17 protein-coding genes are annotated in these 17355 nt (G+C 61.2%); 10 read left to right on the top strand and 7 right to left on the bottom strand.

Features of this window, described 5'->3' with window-relative positions:
* The first annotated feature begins 26 nt into the window (after window positions 1-26).
* Window positions 27-932, top strand: coding sequence for a LysR family transcriptional regulator (locus JJ917_07075; protein ID MBO6698573.1), 906 nt, complete (start codon window positions 27-29; stop codon window positions 930-932).
* Here the strand turns inward: JJ917_07075 and JJ917_07070 are convergent.
* Window positions 929-2182, bottom strand: a complete 1254-nt coding sequence (locus JJ917_07070; GenBank protein ID MBO6698572.1) for an FAD-dependent oxidoreductase — start codon at window positions 2180-2182, stop codon at window positions 929-931. The genes JJ917_07075 and JJ917_07070 overlap by 4 nt on opposite strands.
* Window positions 2183-2471: 289 nt before the next feature.
* On the opposite strand from JJ917_07070, the gene JJ917_07065 reads away from it, so the two are divergent.
* The 5 genes from JJ917_07065 to JJ917_07045 all read left to right on the top strand — a co-directional run bounded on the left by JJ917_07065 (window position 2472) and on the right by JJ917_07045 (window position 8097).
* Entirely contained in the window at window positions 2472-3707 is a 1236-nt protein-coding gene (locus JJ917_07065; protein ID MBO6698571.1) for a Ppx/GppA family phosphatase, read from the top strand.
* 8 nt (window positions 3708-3715) lie between these two features.
* Window positions 3716-4408 carry an RlmE family RNA methyltransferase gene (locus tag JJ917_07060; GenBank protein MBO6698570.1) on the top strand — a complete coding sequence of 231 codons (693 nt, stop codon included), beginning with the start codon at window positions 3716-3718 and terminating at the stop codon, window positions 4406-4408.
* Between the two features lie 166 nt (window positions 4409-4574).
* Complete coding sequence (guaB, locus tag JJ917_07055) at window positions 4575-6077, top strand: IMP dehydrogenase (protein MBO6698569.1); 1503 nt, start codon at window positions 4575-4577, stop codon at window positions 6075-6077.
* Between the two features lie 2 nt (window positions 6078-6079).
* Window positions 6080-7459 carry an RsmB/NOP family class I SAM-dependent RNA methyltransferase gene (locus tag JJ917_07050; protein ID MBO6698568.1) on the top strand — a complete coding sequence of 460 codons (1380 nt, stop codon included), beginning with the start codon at window positions 6080-6082 and terminating at the stop codon, window positions 7457-7459.
* The gene (locus JJ917_07045) at window positions 7456-8097 is read left to right on the top strand and encodes a 5'-methylthioadenosine/S-adenosylhomocysteine nucleosidase (protein MBO6698567.1); all 642 of its coding nucleotides are present in this window, start codon (window positions 7456-7458) and stop codon (window positions 8095-8097) included. Before JJ917_07050 ends, JJ917_07045 begins: the two co-directional genes overlap by 4 nt.
* Here JJ917_07045 and JJ917_07040 read toward each other — a convergent pair.
* Entirely contained in the window at window positions 8094-8417 is a 324-nt protein-coding gene (locus tag JJ917_07040) for a hypothetical protein (protein MBO6698566.1), read from the bottom strand. The two genes, JJ917_07045 and JJ917_07040, sit on opposite strands and share 4 nt — an antisense overlap.
* A 158-nt stretch (window positions 8418-8575) precedes the next feature.
* On the opposite strand from JJ917_07040, the gene JJ917_07035 reads away from it, so the two are divergent.
* Window positions 8576-8935 (top strand): winged helix-turn-helix transcriptional regulator, encoded by a 360-nt coding sequence (locus tag JJ917_07035; protein ID MBO6698565.1) that lies wholly within the window; start codon window positions 8576-8578, stop codon window positions 8933-8935.
* 55 nt (window positions 8936-8990) lie between these two features.
* On the opposite strand, the gene JJ917_07030 is transcribed toward JJ917_07035, so the two are convergent.
* Window positions 8991-10139: a lytic murein transglycosylase gene (locus tag JJ917_07030; GenBank protein ID MBO6698564.1), complete on the bottom strand. Its 1149-nt coding sequence runs from the start codon at window positions 10137-10139 to the stop codon at window positions 8991-8993.
* Window positions 10140-10328: 189 nt separating this feature from the next.
* Between JJ917_07030 and JJ917_07025 the strand changes: the two genes are divergently transcribed.
* The 3 genes from JJ917_07025 (at window position 10329) to JJ917_07015 (ending at window position 13037) form a co-directional block, all read left to right on the top strand.
* Window positions 10329-10787, top strand: a complete 459-nt coding sequence (locus JJ917_07025; protein ID MBO6698563.1) for a YaiI/YqxD family protein — start codon at window positions 10329-10331, stop codon at window positions 10785-10787.
* 105 nt (window positions 10788-10892) lie between these two features.
* A complete protein-coding gene (gene guaA / locus JJ917_07020; GenBank protein ID MBO6698562.1) occupies window positions 10893-12479 on the top strand; it encodes a glutamine-hydrolyzing GMP synthase in 1587 nt (528 codons plus the stop codon).
* Window positions 12480-12776: 297 nt separating this feature from the next.
* Window positions 12777-13037 (top strand): hypothetical protein, encoded by a 261-nt coding sequence (locus JJ917_07015; protein MBO6698561.1) that lies wholly within the window; start codon window positions 12777-12779, stop codon window positions 13035-13037.
* A gap of 90 nt (window positions 13038-13127) precedes the next feature.
* Here the strand turns inward: JJ917_07015 and JJ917_07010 are convergent, their stop codons facing one another.
* The 4 genes from JJ917_07010 to JJ917_06995 are packed head-to-tail and all read right to left on the bottom strand — an operon-like array spanning window position 13128 to window position 17343.
* The gene (locus JJ917_07010; GenBank protein ID MBO6698560.1) at window positions 13128-14594 is read right to left on the bottom strand and encodes a M81 family metallopeptidase; all 1467 of its coding nucleotides are present in this window, start codon (window positions 14592-14594) and stop codon (window positions 13128-13130) included.
* A 12-nt stretch (window positions 14595-14606) separates the two neighbouring features.
* Entirely contained in the window at window positions 14607-15560 is a 954-nt protein-coding gene (locus JJ917_07005) for an ATP-binding cassette domain-containing protein (protein ID MBO6698559.1), read from the bottom strand.
* Window positions 15560-16507: an ABC transporter ATP-binding protein gene (locus tag JJ917_07000; protein ID MBO6698558.1), complete on the bottom strand. Its 948-nt coding sequence runs from the start codon at window positions 16505-16507 to the stop codon at window positions 15560-15562. The genes JJ917_07005 and JJ917_07000 overlap by 1 nt, the downstream gene beginning before the upstream one ends.
* Window positions 16508-16509: 2 nt before the next feature.
* A complete protein-coding gene (locus JJ917_06995; GenBank protein MBO6698557.1) occupies window positions 16510-17343 on the bottom strand; it encodes an ABC transporter permease in 834 nt (277 codons plus the stop codon).
* Window positions 17344-17355: the final 12 nt, after the last annotated feature.

Genomic DNA, 17355 nt, shown 5'->3' with positions numbered 1-17355 from the left:
TCTGATTGTGGCGATAAGACAGGCTTATGAACAGCCTGACGCTAAAGCAGCTGCGCTATGTCGAGGCGCTCGCCCGTCACGGCCATTTTGGTCGGGCGGCGGAGGCGAGCGCGATCTCTCAGCCGGCCTTGTCCATGCAGATCAAGGAGTTGGAGGAAGGCCTCGGCGAAAAGCTGTTCGAGCGCAGCGCCCGGGAGGTGCGGCTCACCGGCTTTGGCGAGGCGTTTGTGGTCCGCGCCCGGTCCATTTTGCGCGCCGTCGACGAGTTGGGCGATCTCGCCCGTGCCTCGCGCGATGAGCTGTCGGGCCGGTTGCGCATCGGCGTCATTCCGACCATTGCGCCTTACCTGCTGCCGACGCTCATCGGCAATCTCGCCACAAGCCATGCCGGTCTCGACATTCATGTCCGCGAGACGATGACGCCGCGCCTCATTCAGGAGCTTGGGGAGGGGCGCATCGACACCGCCATCGTCGCGCTGCCGGTCTCGGAGAGTTCCTTCACCGAAGTCGCGCTGTTCGAAGAGGACTTTCTGCTCGTCCGCCCGCGCGACCAGGCGGATGCGCCGGTGCCAAGTGCCGAGGCGCTGCGCCATCAGCGGCTTCTCCTCTTGGAAGAGGGGCACTGCTTTCGTGATCAGGCGCTTTCTTTCTGCAACATCCAATCCATGCTGCCGCGCGACGGTCTCGATGGTTCTTCGCTCGCCACGCTGGTGCAGATGGTCGGCGCGGGCATCGGCGTGACGTTGATCCCGGCTATGGCGGTTTCCGTCGAAACTCGGTCTGCTCCGGTCTGCGTCGCACACTTCCCCGACCCGCAGCCGACCCGCACCATCGGCATGATCTGGCGCAAGACCAGCCCGCTGGCCGAACGGCTGCGCCAGGTGGCCGACGTTGTGCAACGCTCTGCCGAGGACCGAAAAGCCGCCGCTTAGATCGAGATCGGCACCAGGGCCGCCAAAGTGTCTTCGTCGAGCGGGCGATCCGTCCCAACCGTCTTGCGCGCCACGACAAAATCGTGCGGTGCGTTGATGGCCTCGACCGCCACCGGATCTTCGCCGCGCATGTGATAGACGGCGAACGACCCCGATGCCGGATCGCCCTTGATGAAGCTTGCGCAATCGCTGGTCGGTACGCCGACCACCTGCAGCTTGGCGTCATACTGGTCCGACCAGAACCAGGGCACGGCGCTGTGCTGATCGTCCTCGCCGAGGATCGCTGCCGCCACCACTTTGCCCTGATCGATGGCGCTCTGCACGCTTTCGAACCGCACCCGTTCGGCGAACCCCGAATGCACATGCTGCGCGCAATCGCCGGCGGCGAACACATCCGGATCGTTGGTCCGGCCCCGGGCATCGGCGAGGATGCCGTCCTCGACATCCAAACCCGCGTCACGCGCCAGATCATCGTTCGGGATCACGCCAATGCCGGCCACAACGATGTCAAAGGGCAACTCCGCCCCGGATTCGCAGGCTAGCGCGCGGAAACTCGGATCTTCGCCGAGCCCGGCCACCGTGTCGGCCAGTTGAAAGCGCACGCCGTGCGCAACGTGCAGGTTTTGGAAATGCACCGAGATGGTCGGCGAGGCGGTGCGCTGCATCGCCCGCGCGGCTTGATCGACCACGGCAACTTCGGCGCCCAACTGCCGTGCGCTTGCCGCGACCTCCAGGCCGATGTAGCCGGCCCCAATCACGGCGACATGCACACCAGGCCTTAGCTTGGGTTGCAAAGCATGGGCATCGTCCAGCGTGCGCAGCGTGAAGATCGCATCCTCCGGCACGCCCATTACCGGCGGCAGGGTTCGCGCGCGGGCGCCGGTCGCCAGCACCAAATGGCCGTAGCCGATCACCGACCCATCATCCAAGGTCACCTGTTTGGCGGCGCGATCGATTGAAACCGCCCGTACGCCCCGCCGTTCTTCAATCTTTTGTGCCGCGTAAAAGGCCTCCGGTCGGTACCAGAGCGTTGCCTCATTGAGCCCCTCTTTCAGCGCCGCCTTGGAAAGCGGCGGACGGTGATAGGGCGGATAGGGCTCATCGCCCACCAGCACAATCGACCCGTCAAACCGCTTCTGGCGCAGGCTGGACGCCACCTGGAAGCCCGCTTGACCGGAACCGATGATCACGACATCGGCAATCCCGGTCGGTTGCTCCGGCGCGCGCGTAGAGGGGGCAGTGTCAGACATGGTGGGGGCCTTGGCAGAGAGGGGGGAGCCGATGAGGTAGCACGACCAGCAGGCCAAACAAGAGGCACGCCAGTCGCACACCCGCCTCGGTTGCCACAATCGCCATCCATCCCTAATGTGACGAGCAAGTGACACGGGGCATCCGGCCAGGCTTGGCCGGTAGTGTGACCCCGAAGAAAGCAAGCAAGCGGGCCTGCGGCCAACCGAAAAGCCGTATCACCCGCCGGGCAGGTGTAACGTGGACGAGAGTGGACCGAAAAGCGGGCCGCCTGCAGAAGCAGGCACCCGCATGGATGGCAATTCAGACGTCAAACCGGCGACCGATGCTTCATCTCATCGCCCTTTGCTGCCATCAGTGGCGCACACGCAGGCTGCCGAGCCGCGTGGCGACCATGCCAAACGGCCTCACGCACGACACGAACGCCCACCCCACGAAAGATCTGCATCGGATCGACCGGCCTATGCCGCGCTGGATCTGGGCACCAACAATTGCCGCTTGCTGATCGCTGAGCCGACACGCTCCGGCTTTCGCGTCGTCGATAGTTTCTCCCGTATCGTGCGCCTCGGCGCAGGCCTAACGCGCAATGGCGCACTGAGCCTGGAAGCCATGGACAAGGCGGTCGAGGGCCTGCGCATCTGCCGCACCAAGATGGATGCGCGCAATGTCGTGCGTCGCCGCCTGATCGCCACCGAAGCCTGCCGTCAGGCCGCCAATGGCGAGGCCTTCATTGATCGGGTGGAGAAGGAAACCGGCCTAACGTTGGAAATCGCCGACCGCCGAACCGAAGCGCGTTTGGCTGTGTCGGGCTGCGCCACGCTGGTGGAGCGTGAAGCCGATGGCGTGATTCTCTTCGATATCGGTGGCGGTTCCACCGAACTGGCCTTCCTTGATTTTCGCAGCGGCAAACCGCGCTTCCACGCCCATATGCACCGTTTTATACGCGCTTGGACCTCACTGCCCGTGGGCGTGGTGACCTTGGCCGAAAGCTTTGGCGGCGTATATGTCGACCGGCCGATCTTTGAGCTGATGGTCGCCGAAGTGCGCCAGATGATTTCGCGTTTTGCTGCGCGAGAAATGATGTCGCAATGCGTGCAGGGCGGCAAAGTGCACCTCCTCGGCACCTCTGGCACCGTGACGACGCTAGCCGGCGTACATCTAGGCCTTGAGCGCTATGATCGCCGACGCGTCGATGGCACCTGGATGGGCGCCGATGAAGTGACGGCCATGACCGACCGATTGATCGACATGACGTTTGATGAGCGCGTCGCTAACCCCTGCATCGGGGCCGACCGGGCCGATTTGGTGCTCGCCGGCTGTGCTATTTTCGAGGCGATCCGCCGAGAATGGCCATGCGGCCGGTTGCGTGTTGCCGACCGCGGTTTGCGCGAGGGTATGCTGGTCGAGCTGATGGCGCAGGACGGCGTCTGGCGCCGCGATCGCAACAACCCCAGAGGCGCCAATGGTCGGCGTGGTCGGTATCGCGGCAAGCGGCCACATGGCCAGCGCGCTCCCGCCCAAGGCTAAGTCGTCACATGGTCAAGTCCACCAATCCCCGTGGTGACCTTCACGTAAAGGTCAAGACCGCGAAGAAACGTACCAACGCGTCGGCCCGCTGGCTGGAGCGGCAGCTGAACGATCCTTATGTGGCCGAAGCCAAACGCCAGGGCTGGCGCTCGCGCGCTGCCTTCAAGCTCATCGAAATCGACGACAAGCACAAATTGCTGAAGCGCGGCACGACCGTGATCGATCTGGGCGCCGCGCCCGGCGGCTGGGCGCAAGTGGCGGCCAAACGGGTCGGCTCCATGGAAGAGGATCCGATCATTGTCGGTATCGACAAGCTGCCCATGGACCCGATCCCCGGCGTGATTTTGCTGGAGGACGATTTCACCGACGATGATGCGCCCGACAAGGTGATGGCGGCGATGAAGGGCCGCCCGGTCAATCTGGTTCTGTCGGATATGGCCGCCGAAACCACCGGTCACCGCAAGACCGACCATCTGCGCACCACCTATTTGTTCGAGCTGGCGGCAGACTTCGCCTATCGCAACCTCGCACCAGGCGGGGCGTTTCTGTCCAAGGTGTTTCGTGGGGGTACTGAGGGCGATGCCCTGCGCGACCTGAAAGCCGCGTTTGAGAGCGTGCAGCACGTCAAACCACCCGCCAGTCGCAAAGAAAGCCCCGAGCTTTACGTTCTCGCCAAAGGGTTTAAGCAAAGCCCGTATTGATTTTTGAGGCTTCCTTCCTGTGCTCGTCACAGGAATCCATTCCGAGGAAGTTGAGCAGGCCTCGCCCCCGCTTGACCCTCCACCATCGCGTGGTAAGGGTCGTCACCGGCGCGCGACTCGGCTCGTTTTGCCGGTTTTGCTATAGAAAACCGGATGGACGAAACCCATGGCGCACCTCGTTGAGCCGCTGCATGGCGGCACCGCTTTAACCTTCGATGATGTGCTGCTGCTGCCCGGCCACAGCCAGGTGCTGCCTGGGGAGGCCAACGTCACCACGCGGCTAACGCGCGAACTGTCCCTCAACATCCCGATCATTTCCTCGGCGATGGACACCGTCACCGAAGCGCGGCTCGCCATCGCCATGGCGCAGGCCGGCGGCATTGGAACCATCCACCGCAATCTCGATCCGGAAACGCAGGCCGAGCAGGTGCGACAGGTGAAAAAGTTTGAGTCCGGCATGGTGGTCAACCCCATCACCATCGGTCCGGATGCGACGCTCGCCGATGCGCTGGCGCTGATGAAGCATCACCGCATTTCCGGCATTCCTGTCACCGAAGGCGGTGGGACCGGTGGTCCGGGGGGAGGGCGTTTGGTGGGCATTCTCACCAACCGAGACGTCCGCTTTGCCTCCGATCCGGATCAAAAAGTCTATGAACTGATGACGCGCGACAACCTTGTCACCGTCCGCGAGAGCGTGAGTCAGGACGAAGCCAAGCGCCTGCTGCACCAAAACCGGATTGAAAAACTGCTGGTCGTCGACGATGCCGACCAGTGCGTTGGCCTCATCACGGTCAAGGACATGGAAAAGAGCCAGCTTCATCCCCACGCGGCGAAAGATGAGCAGGGTCGGCTCCGTGTTGCCGCCGCTACAACGGTCGGCGAGGATGGCTACGAGCGCACGCAGCGCCTGGTGGAGGCCGGTGTGGATGTGATCGTCGTGGACACCGCCCACGGCCATTCGCAGCGCGTGCTGAACGCTGTGGAACAGGTGAAAAAACAAACCAACCATGTTCAGATCATCGCCGGCAATGTCGCCACCCGCGAAGGGGTGCGGGCGCTGATTGATGCCGGCGCGGACGCCGTGAAAGTCGGTATTGGTCCAGGCTCGATCTGCACCACCCGTGTCGTGGCGGGCGTCGGTGTGCCCCAGCTATCAGCCGTCATGGAAGCCGCCGATGAGGCTTCGAAAGACGATGTGCCGGTGATCGCCGATGGCGGGGTGAAATCTTCCGGCGACATCGCCAAGGCACTGGCGGCGGGGGCGAGCTGCGTGATGGTCGGCTCGCTTCTGGCGGGCACCGAGGAAAGCCCTGGCGAGGTCTATCTGCACAAGGGCCGGTCTTACAAAGCCTATCGCGGCATGGGCTCTGTCGGCGCCATGGCGCGCGGCTCGGCGGACCGTTATTTCCAGGCCGAAGTCACGAACGAACTGAAATTGGTGCCGGAAGGCATTGAAGGCCAGGTTGCCTACAAAGGTCCGGTCGATGGTGTGTTGCATCAGCTGACCGGCGGTGTGCGGGCTGCGATGGGCTATGTCGGTGGGGCGACCTTGCCGGAATTTCGCGACAATGCCCGGTTCGTTCGGATCACTGGCGCGGGCCTGCGCGAAAGCCATGCCCATGACGTGCAGATCACCCGCGAAAGCCCCAACTACAACACAGGCCTCTAACGATGCGGCTGCCCGGCCGATTGGCTGCCGCCATGGAGGTGCTGGAGACGCTGGAGGCCCAGCGTCGCCCCGTCGCGCAGGTGCTCAAAGACTGGGGCAACGCCCATCGTTTTGCGGGGTCCGGAGATCGCGCCGCGATCGGCAATTTGGTGCATGACGCATTGCGTCATCGACGGTCTTTGGCGGCGACAATGGATGACGACTCGCCCCGTGCGGCCATTTTGGCCGCGGTAGTGATCTTGCCTGGCTATCTCGACGGTGACCTGCCCGATTTTGAGGGTGATCCACACGCACCCGCGCCTCTGTCTGACAAAGAGCGCACGGCGCTCCAAACATCGCGACTAAGCCCGATTGTTCCAGACGAAACACCGGGGATATCTGGTCTTAGTCCGGACTATTCTGCCGTTCGTCGCGACGATACGCCGGCTAACAGTCCCGATTGGCTGACACCCTCTTTCGAGCGCGTTTTCGGCGATGATTGGGTGCGCCAAGTGGGTGCGATGGCGGCCCGCGCGCCAATCGATCTGCGGCTCAACCCGTTCACCTCCAAACCGGAACGGGCCGAAAAAGCGCTCGCCCGCCACAAGACGGAGCGCGACCCAAAGTTCCCACTGTTACGGCGCATCCCAGCCACGAATGGCTTTCAGCGCGCGCCGCACATCACCTCCGATGAAGCCTTTCAGAAGGGCTGGATCGAGGTGCAGGATGCCGGGTCCCAGCTTGCTGCCGAGTTGGCCGTCGCAGGCATCAAACCGCGCACCATGCTTGATCTTTGCGCCGGAGCAGGGGGTAAGGCGCTGGCGCTATCGGTGTTCATGGGAGGCAAAGGACAAGTCTTCGCCCACGACATTGATCGCCGCCGGATGAAAGATATCTGGCCACGGATCAAACGGGCCAAAGCCCATAATATTCAAGTGGTTGACCCCGATGCGCTGGCAACGCACGAAATCGCCTCCCAAGGCGTTGATTGCGTTGTCGTGGATGCGCCCTGCACCGGCACGGGCACCTGGCGCCGCCATCCCGACACCAAATGGAGGCTGTCGGAAACGGCGCTCGCCACACGCATAGAAGAGCAGAACACCGTGCTCAACCAGGCTGCATCCTTCGTCAAACCTGGTGGACGGCTTGCCTACATCACCTGTTCGTTGCTCGCCGAAGAAAATGAGGATCAGCTGGTCGCGTTCTTGAGCGATCATCCTGATTTCAAAGCGGAAAATGCTGAGACGATGATCGCGTCGCTGGGCCGGGATGATGTGCCAGCCACTCTGCCGTCCATCGCGACCGATGGTTTTGCGACAGGCGCTCTTGGACTACGCTTGACACCCGCAACATCTCAAACCGACGGGTTTTTCATCGCTTGCCTGACACGAGGTCCCGCATGACCGCCACGCCAACACCGATACTGACTTGGGGTAACACCCGTATCCTCTTCGCCATGGCGACCGACCAGGAGTATGGGGTGGAGCTGCAAAAACGCCTGCCGCCACTCATTGTCGGCGTCGGTCCAGTGGAGGCTGCGCTCGGCATCGGCGCGGCACTCGCGACCGTCAATCCTCTGCCCGATCTCGTGGTTTCGCTTGGCTCAGCCGGATCGGCCAAGCTGGAACAGGGCAGCGTCCATGAGATCAGCGCAGTCAGCTACCGCGACATGGACGCAAGCCCGTTGGGGTTTGAGAAAGGCGTGACGCCCTTCCTCGATCAGCCGGCAACGATCCCAGTGCAACCCATCATTGACGGGGTGCCAAACGCCACGCTGTCCACCGGCGCGAACATCGTGTCAGGCGCCGTCTATGACACAATCGATGCCGATTTGGTGGACATGGAAAGCTTCGCGATCGTGCGCGCCTGCCAGACCTTTGGCGTGGAGTTTTGTGGTCTGCGCGGCGTGTCGGACGGAGCCGAGGAACTGCGCCATTTTGGCGATTGGGCCGACTATCTGCACATCGTTGACGAGAAGCTCGCCCATGCGCTCGACCTCTTGAAAGACCAGCTCGAAGCCGGGGCCAACAAGGTCCATTAGCCGGTGGGCAGGCTTTCTGCATTGCCGAAAACGATGCGTGTGATCGGGCCAAGGTCTTTGCCTTCGCCGTCGACATAGCCAATGCGGCCCGGCGTGTAACTCAATCGCCAGTCGCCGGATGGGCCATCAACCCAATCGACATGATAGCCGCTGTCGGTAAGGCGCCAGGTGCCGGAAAACGAGGCGCCATCGGGCAACACCATATGCGCAGCCGATGCATTCTCATAGTAAATCACAGCCTCTTGGGGGGCGCCGATATCGACATAGTGGGTTGATCCGACCATGATCACGGCCATCGTCGTTTGTGTCAGGAAATCCATCGCATTTCTCCGTTCCATTGAGTTAGTCAATAATATTGACTATATGGATCGTATGGAGATCGCCAAGAAAGTCAAGTTAGTTGACTAAAAAAGAACCCACAACGCTGCCCGGGCATCTCGGCATCCGGTTACACCGGGCCTACGACGCTTGGCTGCAAATGTTCGTGGGGGAGATGAATGCCGCTGGCCATGACTGGTTCACGCAGGCGCGGGCCACCTTGATCGGCCACATTCCCCGTCAGGGCTGCCGTCAATCGGACCTGCTCAACACAACCGGATGGACCAAGCAGGCGCTGCAGCAGATGCTCGATGGCCTGGAACGGCAAGGGGTTTTGCAGCGCAGCGTCGATCCGCAGGACAAGCGTGGTCGGTTGGTCGAACTGACCGATAAAGGCCACAGCGCGTTGGCAGACGCCGACCGGATCAAAGGCGAGCTGACGTCGGCCTTCGAGCAGCGTTTGGGCAAAGACAGATTGGCAGAGCTAGAGGCCTTGCTCGATGCCATGGTCGAGCTCTGACAGCGCGCAATCCTATCATGGCCTGAACGTCGTCAGATGGTCGTGCAAAAACTCGTCAGGAACGCAGGCGGCGCAGCAGGTCCAGTGACGGGTCGCCGGTAACGGGGAGGCCCTGGCTGCGCTGATAGGCGCTGATGGCCGCCCTAGAATTGGTGCCGATCACGCCATCAACGCCGTCGGTATCAAAGCCTAAAGCGGTCAACCGTTCTTGCAGTTCTTTGCGGTCGTCTTTCGTCAGCCCGTTGGCATCCGGTGGAAACGGCGTTTGCAGCGGCCCGCCACCAGCAATCCGGTCGGCGAGGTGCCCGACCCCAATCGCATAGGAGTTGGAGTTGTTGTAGCGTTTGATGACGTTGAAATTGCTCGTGACAGCAAAGCGCGGGCCGCCGGCCTGTGGCTGGATGATATCCCCACCGCCGCCGCTTCCCGTCACCTCACGACCCCAGGGGGTGCCAGGCGTCCAGCCATTCTGTTGCAGATAGGCGGCGGCAGATGCCAGCGCATCGCTGGGGTCGTCGGACCAGATGTCGCGGCGGCCGTCGCCAGTGAAATCAACGGCATAGGCCTCATAGGACGTTGGAATGAATTGGGTGTGCCCCATGGCGCCCGCCCAACTGCCGGTCAACAACGGTGCTGGAATGTCGCCATTCTCGATGATCCGCAGCGCGGCCATAAGCTGTCGCTCAAAAAACCGTCCGCGACGGCCATCAAAGGCCAATGTCGAGGTGGACGAGATCACGGGGATGTTGCCGCGCCGATCGCCATAGGAGCTCTCAAGGCCCCAGATGGCAGTGATGATTTCCGCATCCACTCCGTAGGTCGCTTCCAAGCGTTGCAGCTTGCTGCGGTGGGTTTGGAAAGCGGCGCGTCCATTGCGCACGCGCTCGTCGGAGGCGGCAATCGCCAGATAATCCTCAAGGGTGCGGGTGAACTCGGTCTGGTTACGATCTCGACTGACGACGCCAGGCAGAAAGCCGGCATTGGCGAAACCTGCCTCCAACGTTGCCTCGCTGATGCCTTGGCTTCGCGCGCGTGCCCGGAAGGCGGTTACCCAGGCATCGTAGGCTGCGTTGGGCGTTGGCCGTAGGTCGTTGGCCAACTCGGTGCTGGCATAGCTGTAGGCGTCAATAAGACCGCCGCTGGCGCAGCCGGCAAGAGCGGTGGTTAGCAGTCCAAGGCCTACGGTGCGACGTGTCAAAGTCATGGTCTATCCTGCTGATCTTGGCTGATGGCGCTTTGAGAATCCGTGTGTCATCGCTAAACATTGCTTTTGCGCCAATAGGCTTAACGAAAATACACCATTTCGGCAGCTTTTGCGCCTCGCACGGTGCAAAATCCGGGGTTTGCGGTGTTTTGGACACGGCGTGCGCCCTCAATACTTGGATACTGCACATTGACCACCTTTTACGTCGACGCCGATGCCTGCCCCGTCAAAGATGAGGTGGAGCGCGTAGCAACGCGACTAGGCATACCGGTGGTCCTTGTCTGCAATGGCGGCATACGGCCACCACGGAATCCGCTTGTCTCGCTTCAAATCGTCGCCGAAGGACCCGATGTGGCCGATCAATGGATCGCTGCCGAGTGTGGTTCGGGCGATGTCGTGATCACCGGCGACGTCCCGCTGGCGGACCGGTGCGTCAAGGCCGGCGCCCAGGTTCTGCAGCATGACGGGCAAGAGCTGAACACAGCCAATATTGGCGAACGCTTGGCGACGCGCGACCTGATGCAGGACATTCGCGCTGCCAACCCTTTTCAGCAAGGCGGCGGGAGGCCGTTCTCCAAGGCCGATCGCTCACGGTTCCTGCAAGCTCTGGATAAGGCAGCGCGGCTTGCCCTGAAGAGCAAAGCGTAGCCGGAGTCTTGAGTGCTTGCCGGGCGTTTGCATGGGTCTCAACTCCTCCACCGCTAATTCCGCGCGAGGATTGATCGTGTCGCAACGCGGCTCTAAAGCTTGGCGATGCAAAACACCCCCCAAAACGATGTGCCCCAGGCGCAGGACCACGCGACGGTTCTTATCGTCGATTTCGGCAGTCAGGTGACCCAGCTGATCGCCCGCCGCATCCGCGAAGCGGGTGTCTATTCTGAAATCGTTCCCTTCCAATCTGCCGATGCTGCCATTGACCGTCTCAATCCTGTTGCGGTGATCCTGTCGGGAGGCCCGGCATCGACAAGCGATATCGGCAGCCCGAGGGCGCCGCAACGTGTGTTTGATCTTGGCGTGCCGGTGCTTGGCATTTGCTATGGCCAGATGGCGATGTGCATTCAAAATGGCGGCAAAGCCGAAGGGTCCGACCACCGCGAGTTCGGCAGGGCCTTTGTTGAAGTGCACAAGGCCTCGCCGCTATTCGACGGCGTTTGGGACGTCGGCACCCGGCACGAGGTGTGGATGAGCCATGGCGATCGTGTGATCGACTTGCCCGACGGATTCGACGTGTTGGCGACGTCGCCCGGCGCCCCGTTCGCCGCCTATTCCGATGAAGAGCGCCAATTCTACGGCGTGATGTTTCATCCCGAAGTGGTGCACACGCCCGATGGCGCGAAGCTGCTTGCCAACTTTGTGCATAAGATCACTGGCGTTGAGGGCGATTGGTCAATGGGGGCGTTTCGTGACGAAGCGATCCGCCGTATCCGCGAGCAGGTAGGCGACAAACGCGTGATCTGCGGCCTGTCGGGCGGTGTGGATTCTTCCGTGGCAGCCGTTCTGATTCACGAGGCGATCGGCGAGCAGCTCACCTGCATTTTCGTCGATCACGGCCTGATGCGCCTCAATGAGGCAGACGAAGTGGTCGGCATGTTCCGCGGCCAGTACAACATTCCTCTGGTGCATGTGGATGCCAGCGATCTTTTCATCGGTGAGCTGGAAGGCGTTTCCGACCCCGAGGAGAAACGCAAAATCATTGGCCGCCTCTTCATCGAGACGTTTGAGGCCGAAGCCAAGAAACTGGGCGGCGCAGACTTCCTCGCCCAAGGCACGCTCTATCCGGATGTGATTGAAAGCGTGTCCTTCACCGGCGGCCCATCGGTCACCATCAAGAGCCACCATAACGTCGGCGGGTTGCCCGAGCGCATGAACATGGGCCTCGTCGAGCCCTTGCGTGAATTGTTCAAGGATGAGGTCCGCAAGCTTGGCCGCGAACTTGGCTTGCCGGAAAGCTTCGTTGGCCGGCACCCTTTTCCGGGGCCGGGCCTCGCCATTCGCTGCCCAGGCGGCATCACCCCTGAGAAGCTGGATATCCTGCGCAAAGCCGATGCGATTTATCTGGAAGAAATCCGCAACGCCGGACTTTACGACGCCATCTGGCAAGCCTTTGCGGTGCTCTTACCGGTGCAAACCGTCGGCGTGATGGGCGATGGCCGGACCTATGATTTCGTACTTGCCCTGCGCGCCGTAACCTCCGTCGATGGCATGACGGCGGACTTTTATCACTACGACATGCAGTTTCTGGCCAACACCGCCACCCGCATCATCAACGAGGTAAAGGGCGTCAACCGCGTGGTCTATGATGTAACCAGCAAACCGCCCGGCACCATCGAATGGGAATAGGGTCGGCGTTCCTAATTTAATGCCGTGATTTAATTAGAGTTTCCAAAAAAGCACACGATGATGCGATCATCAACGTCTCTTGTGTCATCTAAAGATCGTCCATTTGTATGCCGAATGGCTCACACATTCGACAACAAGCCTGGAGTTAGGGTTAGGGGAGATCCGGCCCGTCCAAGCCCACTCTGGTTTGCCCAATCGGATCTAAGTTTCCAGAACAGACAATAAAGACCTAGCCAACCACGCGACGGTTTTTTCAAAGGCAAGAGTGTTCGCGGTGCTGCTCAGCTGGATTGGTGTTTGTCTGATCGTGACGGCTTTGGCCGCAATTTGTCGGGGCGTAGTGTGTCGTGGCGATCTACGTTGATTAAACTTGCGAGGTTCGAAAATGGCGGCAAAGTGGTCTTTGAACCCCACCAGGCCGCCATTATTCGCGACGGGCGGGTTTGCTCAGAGACGACTTTCATCACACGCATTGAAGAAGATGTCAGGCAGCTCTCCACGTTGACCGCAAAGTGGAAAAAACTATCCAAGAAAGACATAGCGACAATCTGCTTCTAAGACGCGTCGTTTGTTTGTTATCAGGGCTGGATGCAAACCGGTCGACCCATGTGAGGTCCTGTTCCGAGCAACGTGCGCCGTCAGGCCCGGCTAAAGCGGAAAAGTTGGCCGGGGCACGTTCTTATATGGAAGGGCAGCATAATTGGTCGTGCACAAGGCGCCGCTGTCGCAGACGATGATCCGTCCGGCGATCGGCGCGAATGCGGCGCGGAAATGCTGCATTGATTTCAGCGCAACAACACGGGCCTTGACCGGATCGATGCCGAAGGTCTGGAATTGGGCAAGATCCAAGATTTGGTGGGCGATGCTAACGATCAGGATATCGATACCTTGAACGCGCAACACCGCGCTGGTGCCGAAACTGCGCTCTAGGCCGCCGAGCATCGGGCCGTTACCGATCACACGCCCGTTGCCCGACCACATCACCGTGCCGGTGAGTTCTAGCGGACCGCCGCCGAAACCTGGTGCCGTCTTGCCGCCAACCGACAGCGTTGATGTCTCGCCCACCGGAACGGCCTGGAGCATCTCTGCTGCCTCGGCGTCGGTCATCGGGCCGTAGCATGTGTCGGATACACTGGCGTCCAGAAGCGCGGCCAGCAATGATGTGCCATCGCCATAGGCGCCAGAACCTGGATTGTCGGCATAGTCAGCGATCACCAATGGTCCGGCCGCACCGTCCCATCCGCGCGCGATAGCAGCAGCGTCTTCGACGCTGAGATAGCTGTTCAAGGCCTCGTGGCGCTTCTCCCAGATGTCATCGGCGATCTCTTCGATGATCGCTTGATGCGGCGTTGCTTCGCCCTCGCAGGTGATAAGGACCGTCGGCCCGACTTCAGCGATATCGGCGCAGGGAAACGCGCCATTGATGCTGATGGCGTAAACGCCTTTGCGCATCTCGTAGGCCCGGGCGAGCGCCTGGCGGTCGATCATCGGTCCAATATCGGTGCGCCCACCATTGGCCTCCTCAAGCATGGGCCGGTGGGCGCGCAGCGTTTTTGGTTTTATGTCGCCAAGCATGGTGCGTTGGAGAAGTTCCGCCGCGCGTCGTCCTGTGGAACGAAGATCAACATGCGGATAGGTCGTGTAGGACACCAAGATTTGAGCCAGCGCACACATCGCTGCAGTGACGTTCGCATGAGGGTCCAGTGTGACGGCGATGGGCAAATCGGCCCCAACAAGGGCACGCAAGCGATGCAGGATTTCGCCCTCTCCATCCTCGCAGAAGTCGGTGACCATGGCGCCGTGCAACATGAGAAAAACACCGTCCCACGTCCCTTGAGCGGCATCGGTTAACGGCGTTACCAAGGCGTCAAAAGCGTCGCGTGTGACCCGTCCGCCAGGTCCGGCCGCAGCGCTGATGGTGTGGGTAACATCCCAACCATGATCCCCGGCGGCATCGAGCATGCCTGCGAGCACGGTGTTCTTGGCACCTCGCGCTGCAATGGCCGCCTTGCCATCGAGCAGACAATGGTCGCGGAAGCTTTGCAAGGTGGTTGGGCGGATGTTGAAGGTGTTGGTTTCGTGAGAAATTTCAGCGCTGAGAACCTTGAAGCTCAAAGACCGTTTCCTTCAAATCGGATGGTGGCAGGCGACCGCGTGGCCACCGTTGGCCGCCAGTGCAGGGGTTTCAGACCGGCAGATGTCGGTGGCGTGGGGGCAACGGTCAGCGAAGGCGCAGCCAGGCGGCAGATCGAAGGGGCTGGGCACTTCGCCTTCCAGCGGCGCAATCAGACGTCGCTTTTTCGGATCGGGCTCGAACGTCGAATCCATCAGCGTCTTTGTGTAGGGATGGCGCGCCGGCGCATCGGTGTCGGGCAAGGCTTCAACGACACGGCCGAGATACATGACCATGATCTCGTCGCAGAAATATTTCACCAAGCTCAAATCATGGCTGATGAACAGATAGGTGAGGCCGAATTCGTCGCGCAGTTTTTCAAGCAGGCCGATGATTTGCGCCTGGACCGACACGTCCAGCGAAGCGGTGGGTTCATCGAGTACCAGTAGGGATGGCCGCAGCGCGAGCGCCCGCGCGATCCCGACGCGTTGCTTCTGGCCGCCGGAAATCTGGTGCGGAAAGCTGCTGGCAAGACCAGGATTTAGCCCGACCATGTCGAGCAAGGTTGCGACTTCCTCTTCAACTGTAGCTTCGGGTTTGCGTCCTTGCACCTCGAACGGCTCGATCACGGCCCGCGCGACGGTGTAACGCGGATCGATCGCTGAATAGGGGTCCTGAAACACCATCTGCATGTCGGCACGCAGCGCGCGCATGTCCGCCGCCGGTTTGGCCAACAGGTCGGCGCCTTCATACAAGACCGCCCCGCTGCTTGGCTCGATCAACCGCAAGATCAGGCGTGCCAAGGTCGACTTGCCGCAGCCACTTTCGCCCACCACGCCGACGACCCGACCCTTGGGCAAATCAAACGACACGCCGTTGACCGCGTGCATGGAGCGCGCCTTTTTGAACGGCCCACCTGGGCTGGTAAACCGTTTGGAGAGATCGCGCACTTCCAAGAGATTGGCCATCAGGCAGTTCCTGCGAAATGGCAGGCCGCTGCACTCTGGTCATGGCCTACGAAGGCAGGCAGCGTCGTTGAGCAAATGTCCTGCGCGCGGGGGCAGCGCGGATGGAACGGGCAGCCATCCGGATAATTCTGGACTGTTGGCACGGTGCCAGGAATACCTTCAAGCTTGGTGTTTTCGTCCAGTCCACGGGGAATGCAGCCGATGAGCGCCTGGGTGTAAGGGTGCCGAGGCGCATCGAAGATGGCTTCCACGGGACCATGCTCGATGGCACGACCGGCATACATCACCACCACCTTGTCGCAGGTCTGGGCGACCACGCTCATATCGTGGGTGATCAGAACCAGTGCCAGATCGCGGTCTTTGACCAGATCATCAAGCAGTCGGATGATCTGCGCTTGCACCGTGACATCGAGCGCCGTTGTTGGCTCATCGGCGATCAGCACGTCGGGATCAGCCGCCAGCGCCATGGCAATCACAATGCGCTGTTTCATGCCGCCGGACATTTGATGCGGATAGCGCTCGCAAATGAGCGCCGGCTCGGGAATACGCAGCGTGCCAAGGATGTCGACCGTGCGCTCGCGTGCCTTTTGCGGGCTCATCGCCAGGTGCAGGATCGCAACCGCATCGACCTGCGGGCCGATTTTTTTCAGCGGGTCCAGCGATGTCATAGGGTTCTGGGTGATAAGCCCGATCCGCCCGCCACGCAGCTTTCGGTAGGCTTTCTCAGGCAGCTCGGTCAGCTCCTGGCCATCAAAGGCAATGCTGCCTGCGGTGATTCGCCCGCCTTGCAGCGGCAGAAGACCCATGACCGACATGGCCGTCAGACTCTTGCCCGAACCACTTTCGCCAACGATCCCGAGCGTCTCGCCGCGTTCGATGGAAAAGCTCACCCCGGAGAGCGGCTGTATCGGTCCGAAGGCAACGCTGAGATCGCGCACCTGCAACATGCTCAGGCCCCTCTCAACCGGTCGCGAATATCGAGCGCACGGATGAGTTCATCGCCGAACAAGTTCACCGCGATCACTGTAACTGCCACGACCACGCCAGGAAATATGATCACCCAAGAGCTCAAGAACAGCTGCGCGGTGCCCGACGACATCATGCCGCCCCAGCTTGGCGTGGGTGGTTGGGCACCGAGACCGAAGAAGCCGAGGGTTGCTTCCAAAACGATGCCGTCGCCGATGGCGAGCATACCCACCACAATGACCGGCGCGATGGCGTTGGGCATCAGATGGCGCAGCAGAACATGATGCGGCTTGGCGCCCAGATTGATGGTTGCCTCGATGAAGGTCTCGCGTTTCAGCCGAACGATCTGGGCCCGCGTCAGCCGGGTGAACTGCGCCAGATAGGCAATCGCGATGGCGAAGGTTGTGGACGTCAGGCCAGGGCCGATGATGGCGACAAAGATCAGCGCGATCAGAATATCGGGGAAGGACCAGGTGAGGTCGACAACCGTCATCACCACGCGTTCAAACAGGCCACCAGAATAGCCTGCTGCCGCGCCCAAAATCATGCCGGCGGTGATCGAGATGCCGATGGCGGTGGCGCTGACCGACAGTGAGGTACGCGCGCCGTAGATCACGCGGCTGAGCACATCGCGTCCAAATTCGTCAGTGCCCAGCAAGTGCGGCCATGCCGGCGGCTGGTTGGCGTTCATCAGGTTCTGTGCGGCGAAATCAAAGGGCGCGATCCAAGGCGCGAAGACCGCCGTCAGAACGAGCAGGATGATAAAGCCGCCGGAAATCTTGCCGATCCAGGACGAGAACGCCCGGCCGATGCTCATCCGCGCAAAGGC

Source organism: Hyphomicrobiales bacterium (assembly GCA_017642935.1).
GTDB lineage: Bacteria > Pseudomonadota > Alphaproteobacteria > Rhizobiales > MH13 > MH13.
This window is presented reverse-complemented; position numbering and strand designations above follow the sequence as displayed.

Coding starts and splice junctions, on each gene's coding strand:
- JJ917_07075 (MBO6698573.1), top strand. CDS start 27: ATGAACAGCCTGACGCTAAAGCAGCTGCGCTATGTCGAGGCGCTCGCC.
- JJ917_07070 (MBO6698572.1), bottom strand. CDS start 2,182: ATGTCTGACACTGCCCCCTCTACGCGCGCGCCGGAGCAACCGACCGGG.
- JJ917_07065 (MBO6698571.1), top strand. CDS start 2,472: ATGGATGGCAATTCAGACGTCAAACCGGCGACCGATGCTTCATCTCAT.
- JJ917_07060 (MBO6698570.1), top strand. CDS start 3,716: ATGGTCAAGTCCACCAATCCCCGTGGTGACCTTCACGTAAAGGTCAAG.
- guaB (MBO6698569.1), top strand. CDS start 4,575: ATGGCGCACCTCGTTGAGCCGCTGCATGGCGGCACCGCTTTAACCTTC.
- JJ917_07050 (MBO6698568.1), top strand. CDS start 6,080: ATGCGGCTGCCCGGCCGATTGGCTGCCGCCATGGAGGTGCTGGAGACG.
- JJ917_07045 (MBO6698567.1), top strand. CDS start 7,456: ATGACCGCCACGCCAACACCGATACTGACTTGGGGTAACACCCGTATC.
- JJ917_07040 (MBO6698566.1), bottom strand. CDS start 8,417: ATGGATTTCCTGACACAAACGACGATGGCCGTGATCATGGTCGGATCA.
- JJ917_07035 (MBO6698565.1), top strand. CDS start 8,576: ATGTTCGTGGGGGAGATGAATGCCGCTGGCCATGACTGGTTCACGCAG.
- JJ917_07030 (MBO6698564.1), bottom strand. CDS start 10,139: ATGACTTTGACACGTCGCACCGTAGGCCTTGGACTGCTAACCACCGCT.
- guaA (MBO6698562.1), top strand. CDS start 10,893: ATGCAAAACACCCCCCAAAACGATGTGCCCCAGGCGCAGGACCACGCG.
- JJ917_07005 (MBO6698559.1), bottom strand. CDS start 15,560: ATGGCCAATCTCTTGGAAGTGCGCGATCTCTCCAAACGGTTTACCAGC.
- JJ917_07000 (MBO6698558.1), bottom strand. CDS start 16,507: ATGTTGCAGGTGCGCGATCTCAGCGTTGCCTTCGGACCGATACAGCCG.
- JJ917_06995 (MBO6698557.1), bottom strand. CDS start 17,343: ATGAGCATCGGCCGGGCGTTCTCGTCCTGGATCGGCAAGATTTCCGGC.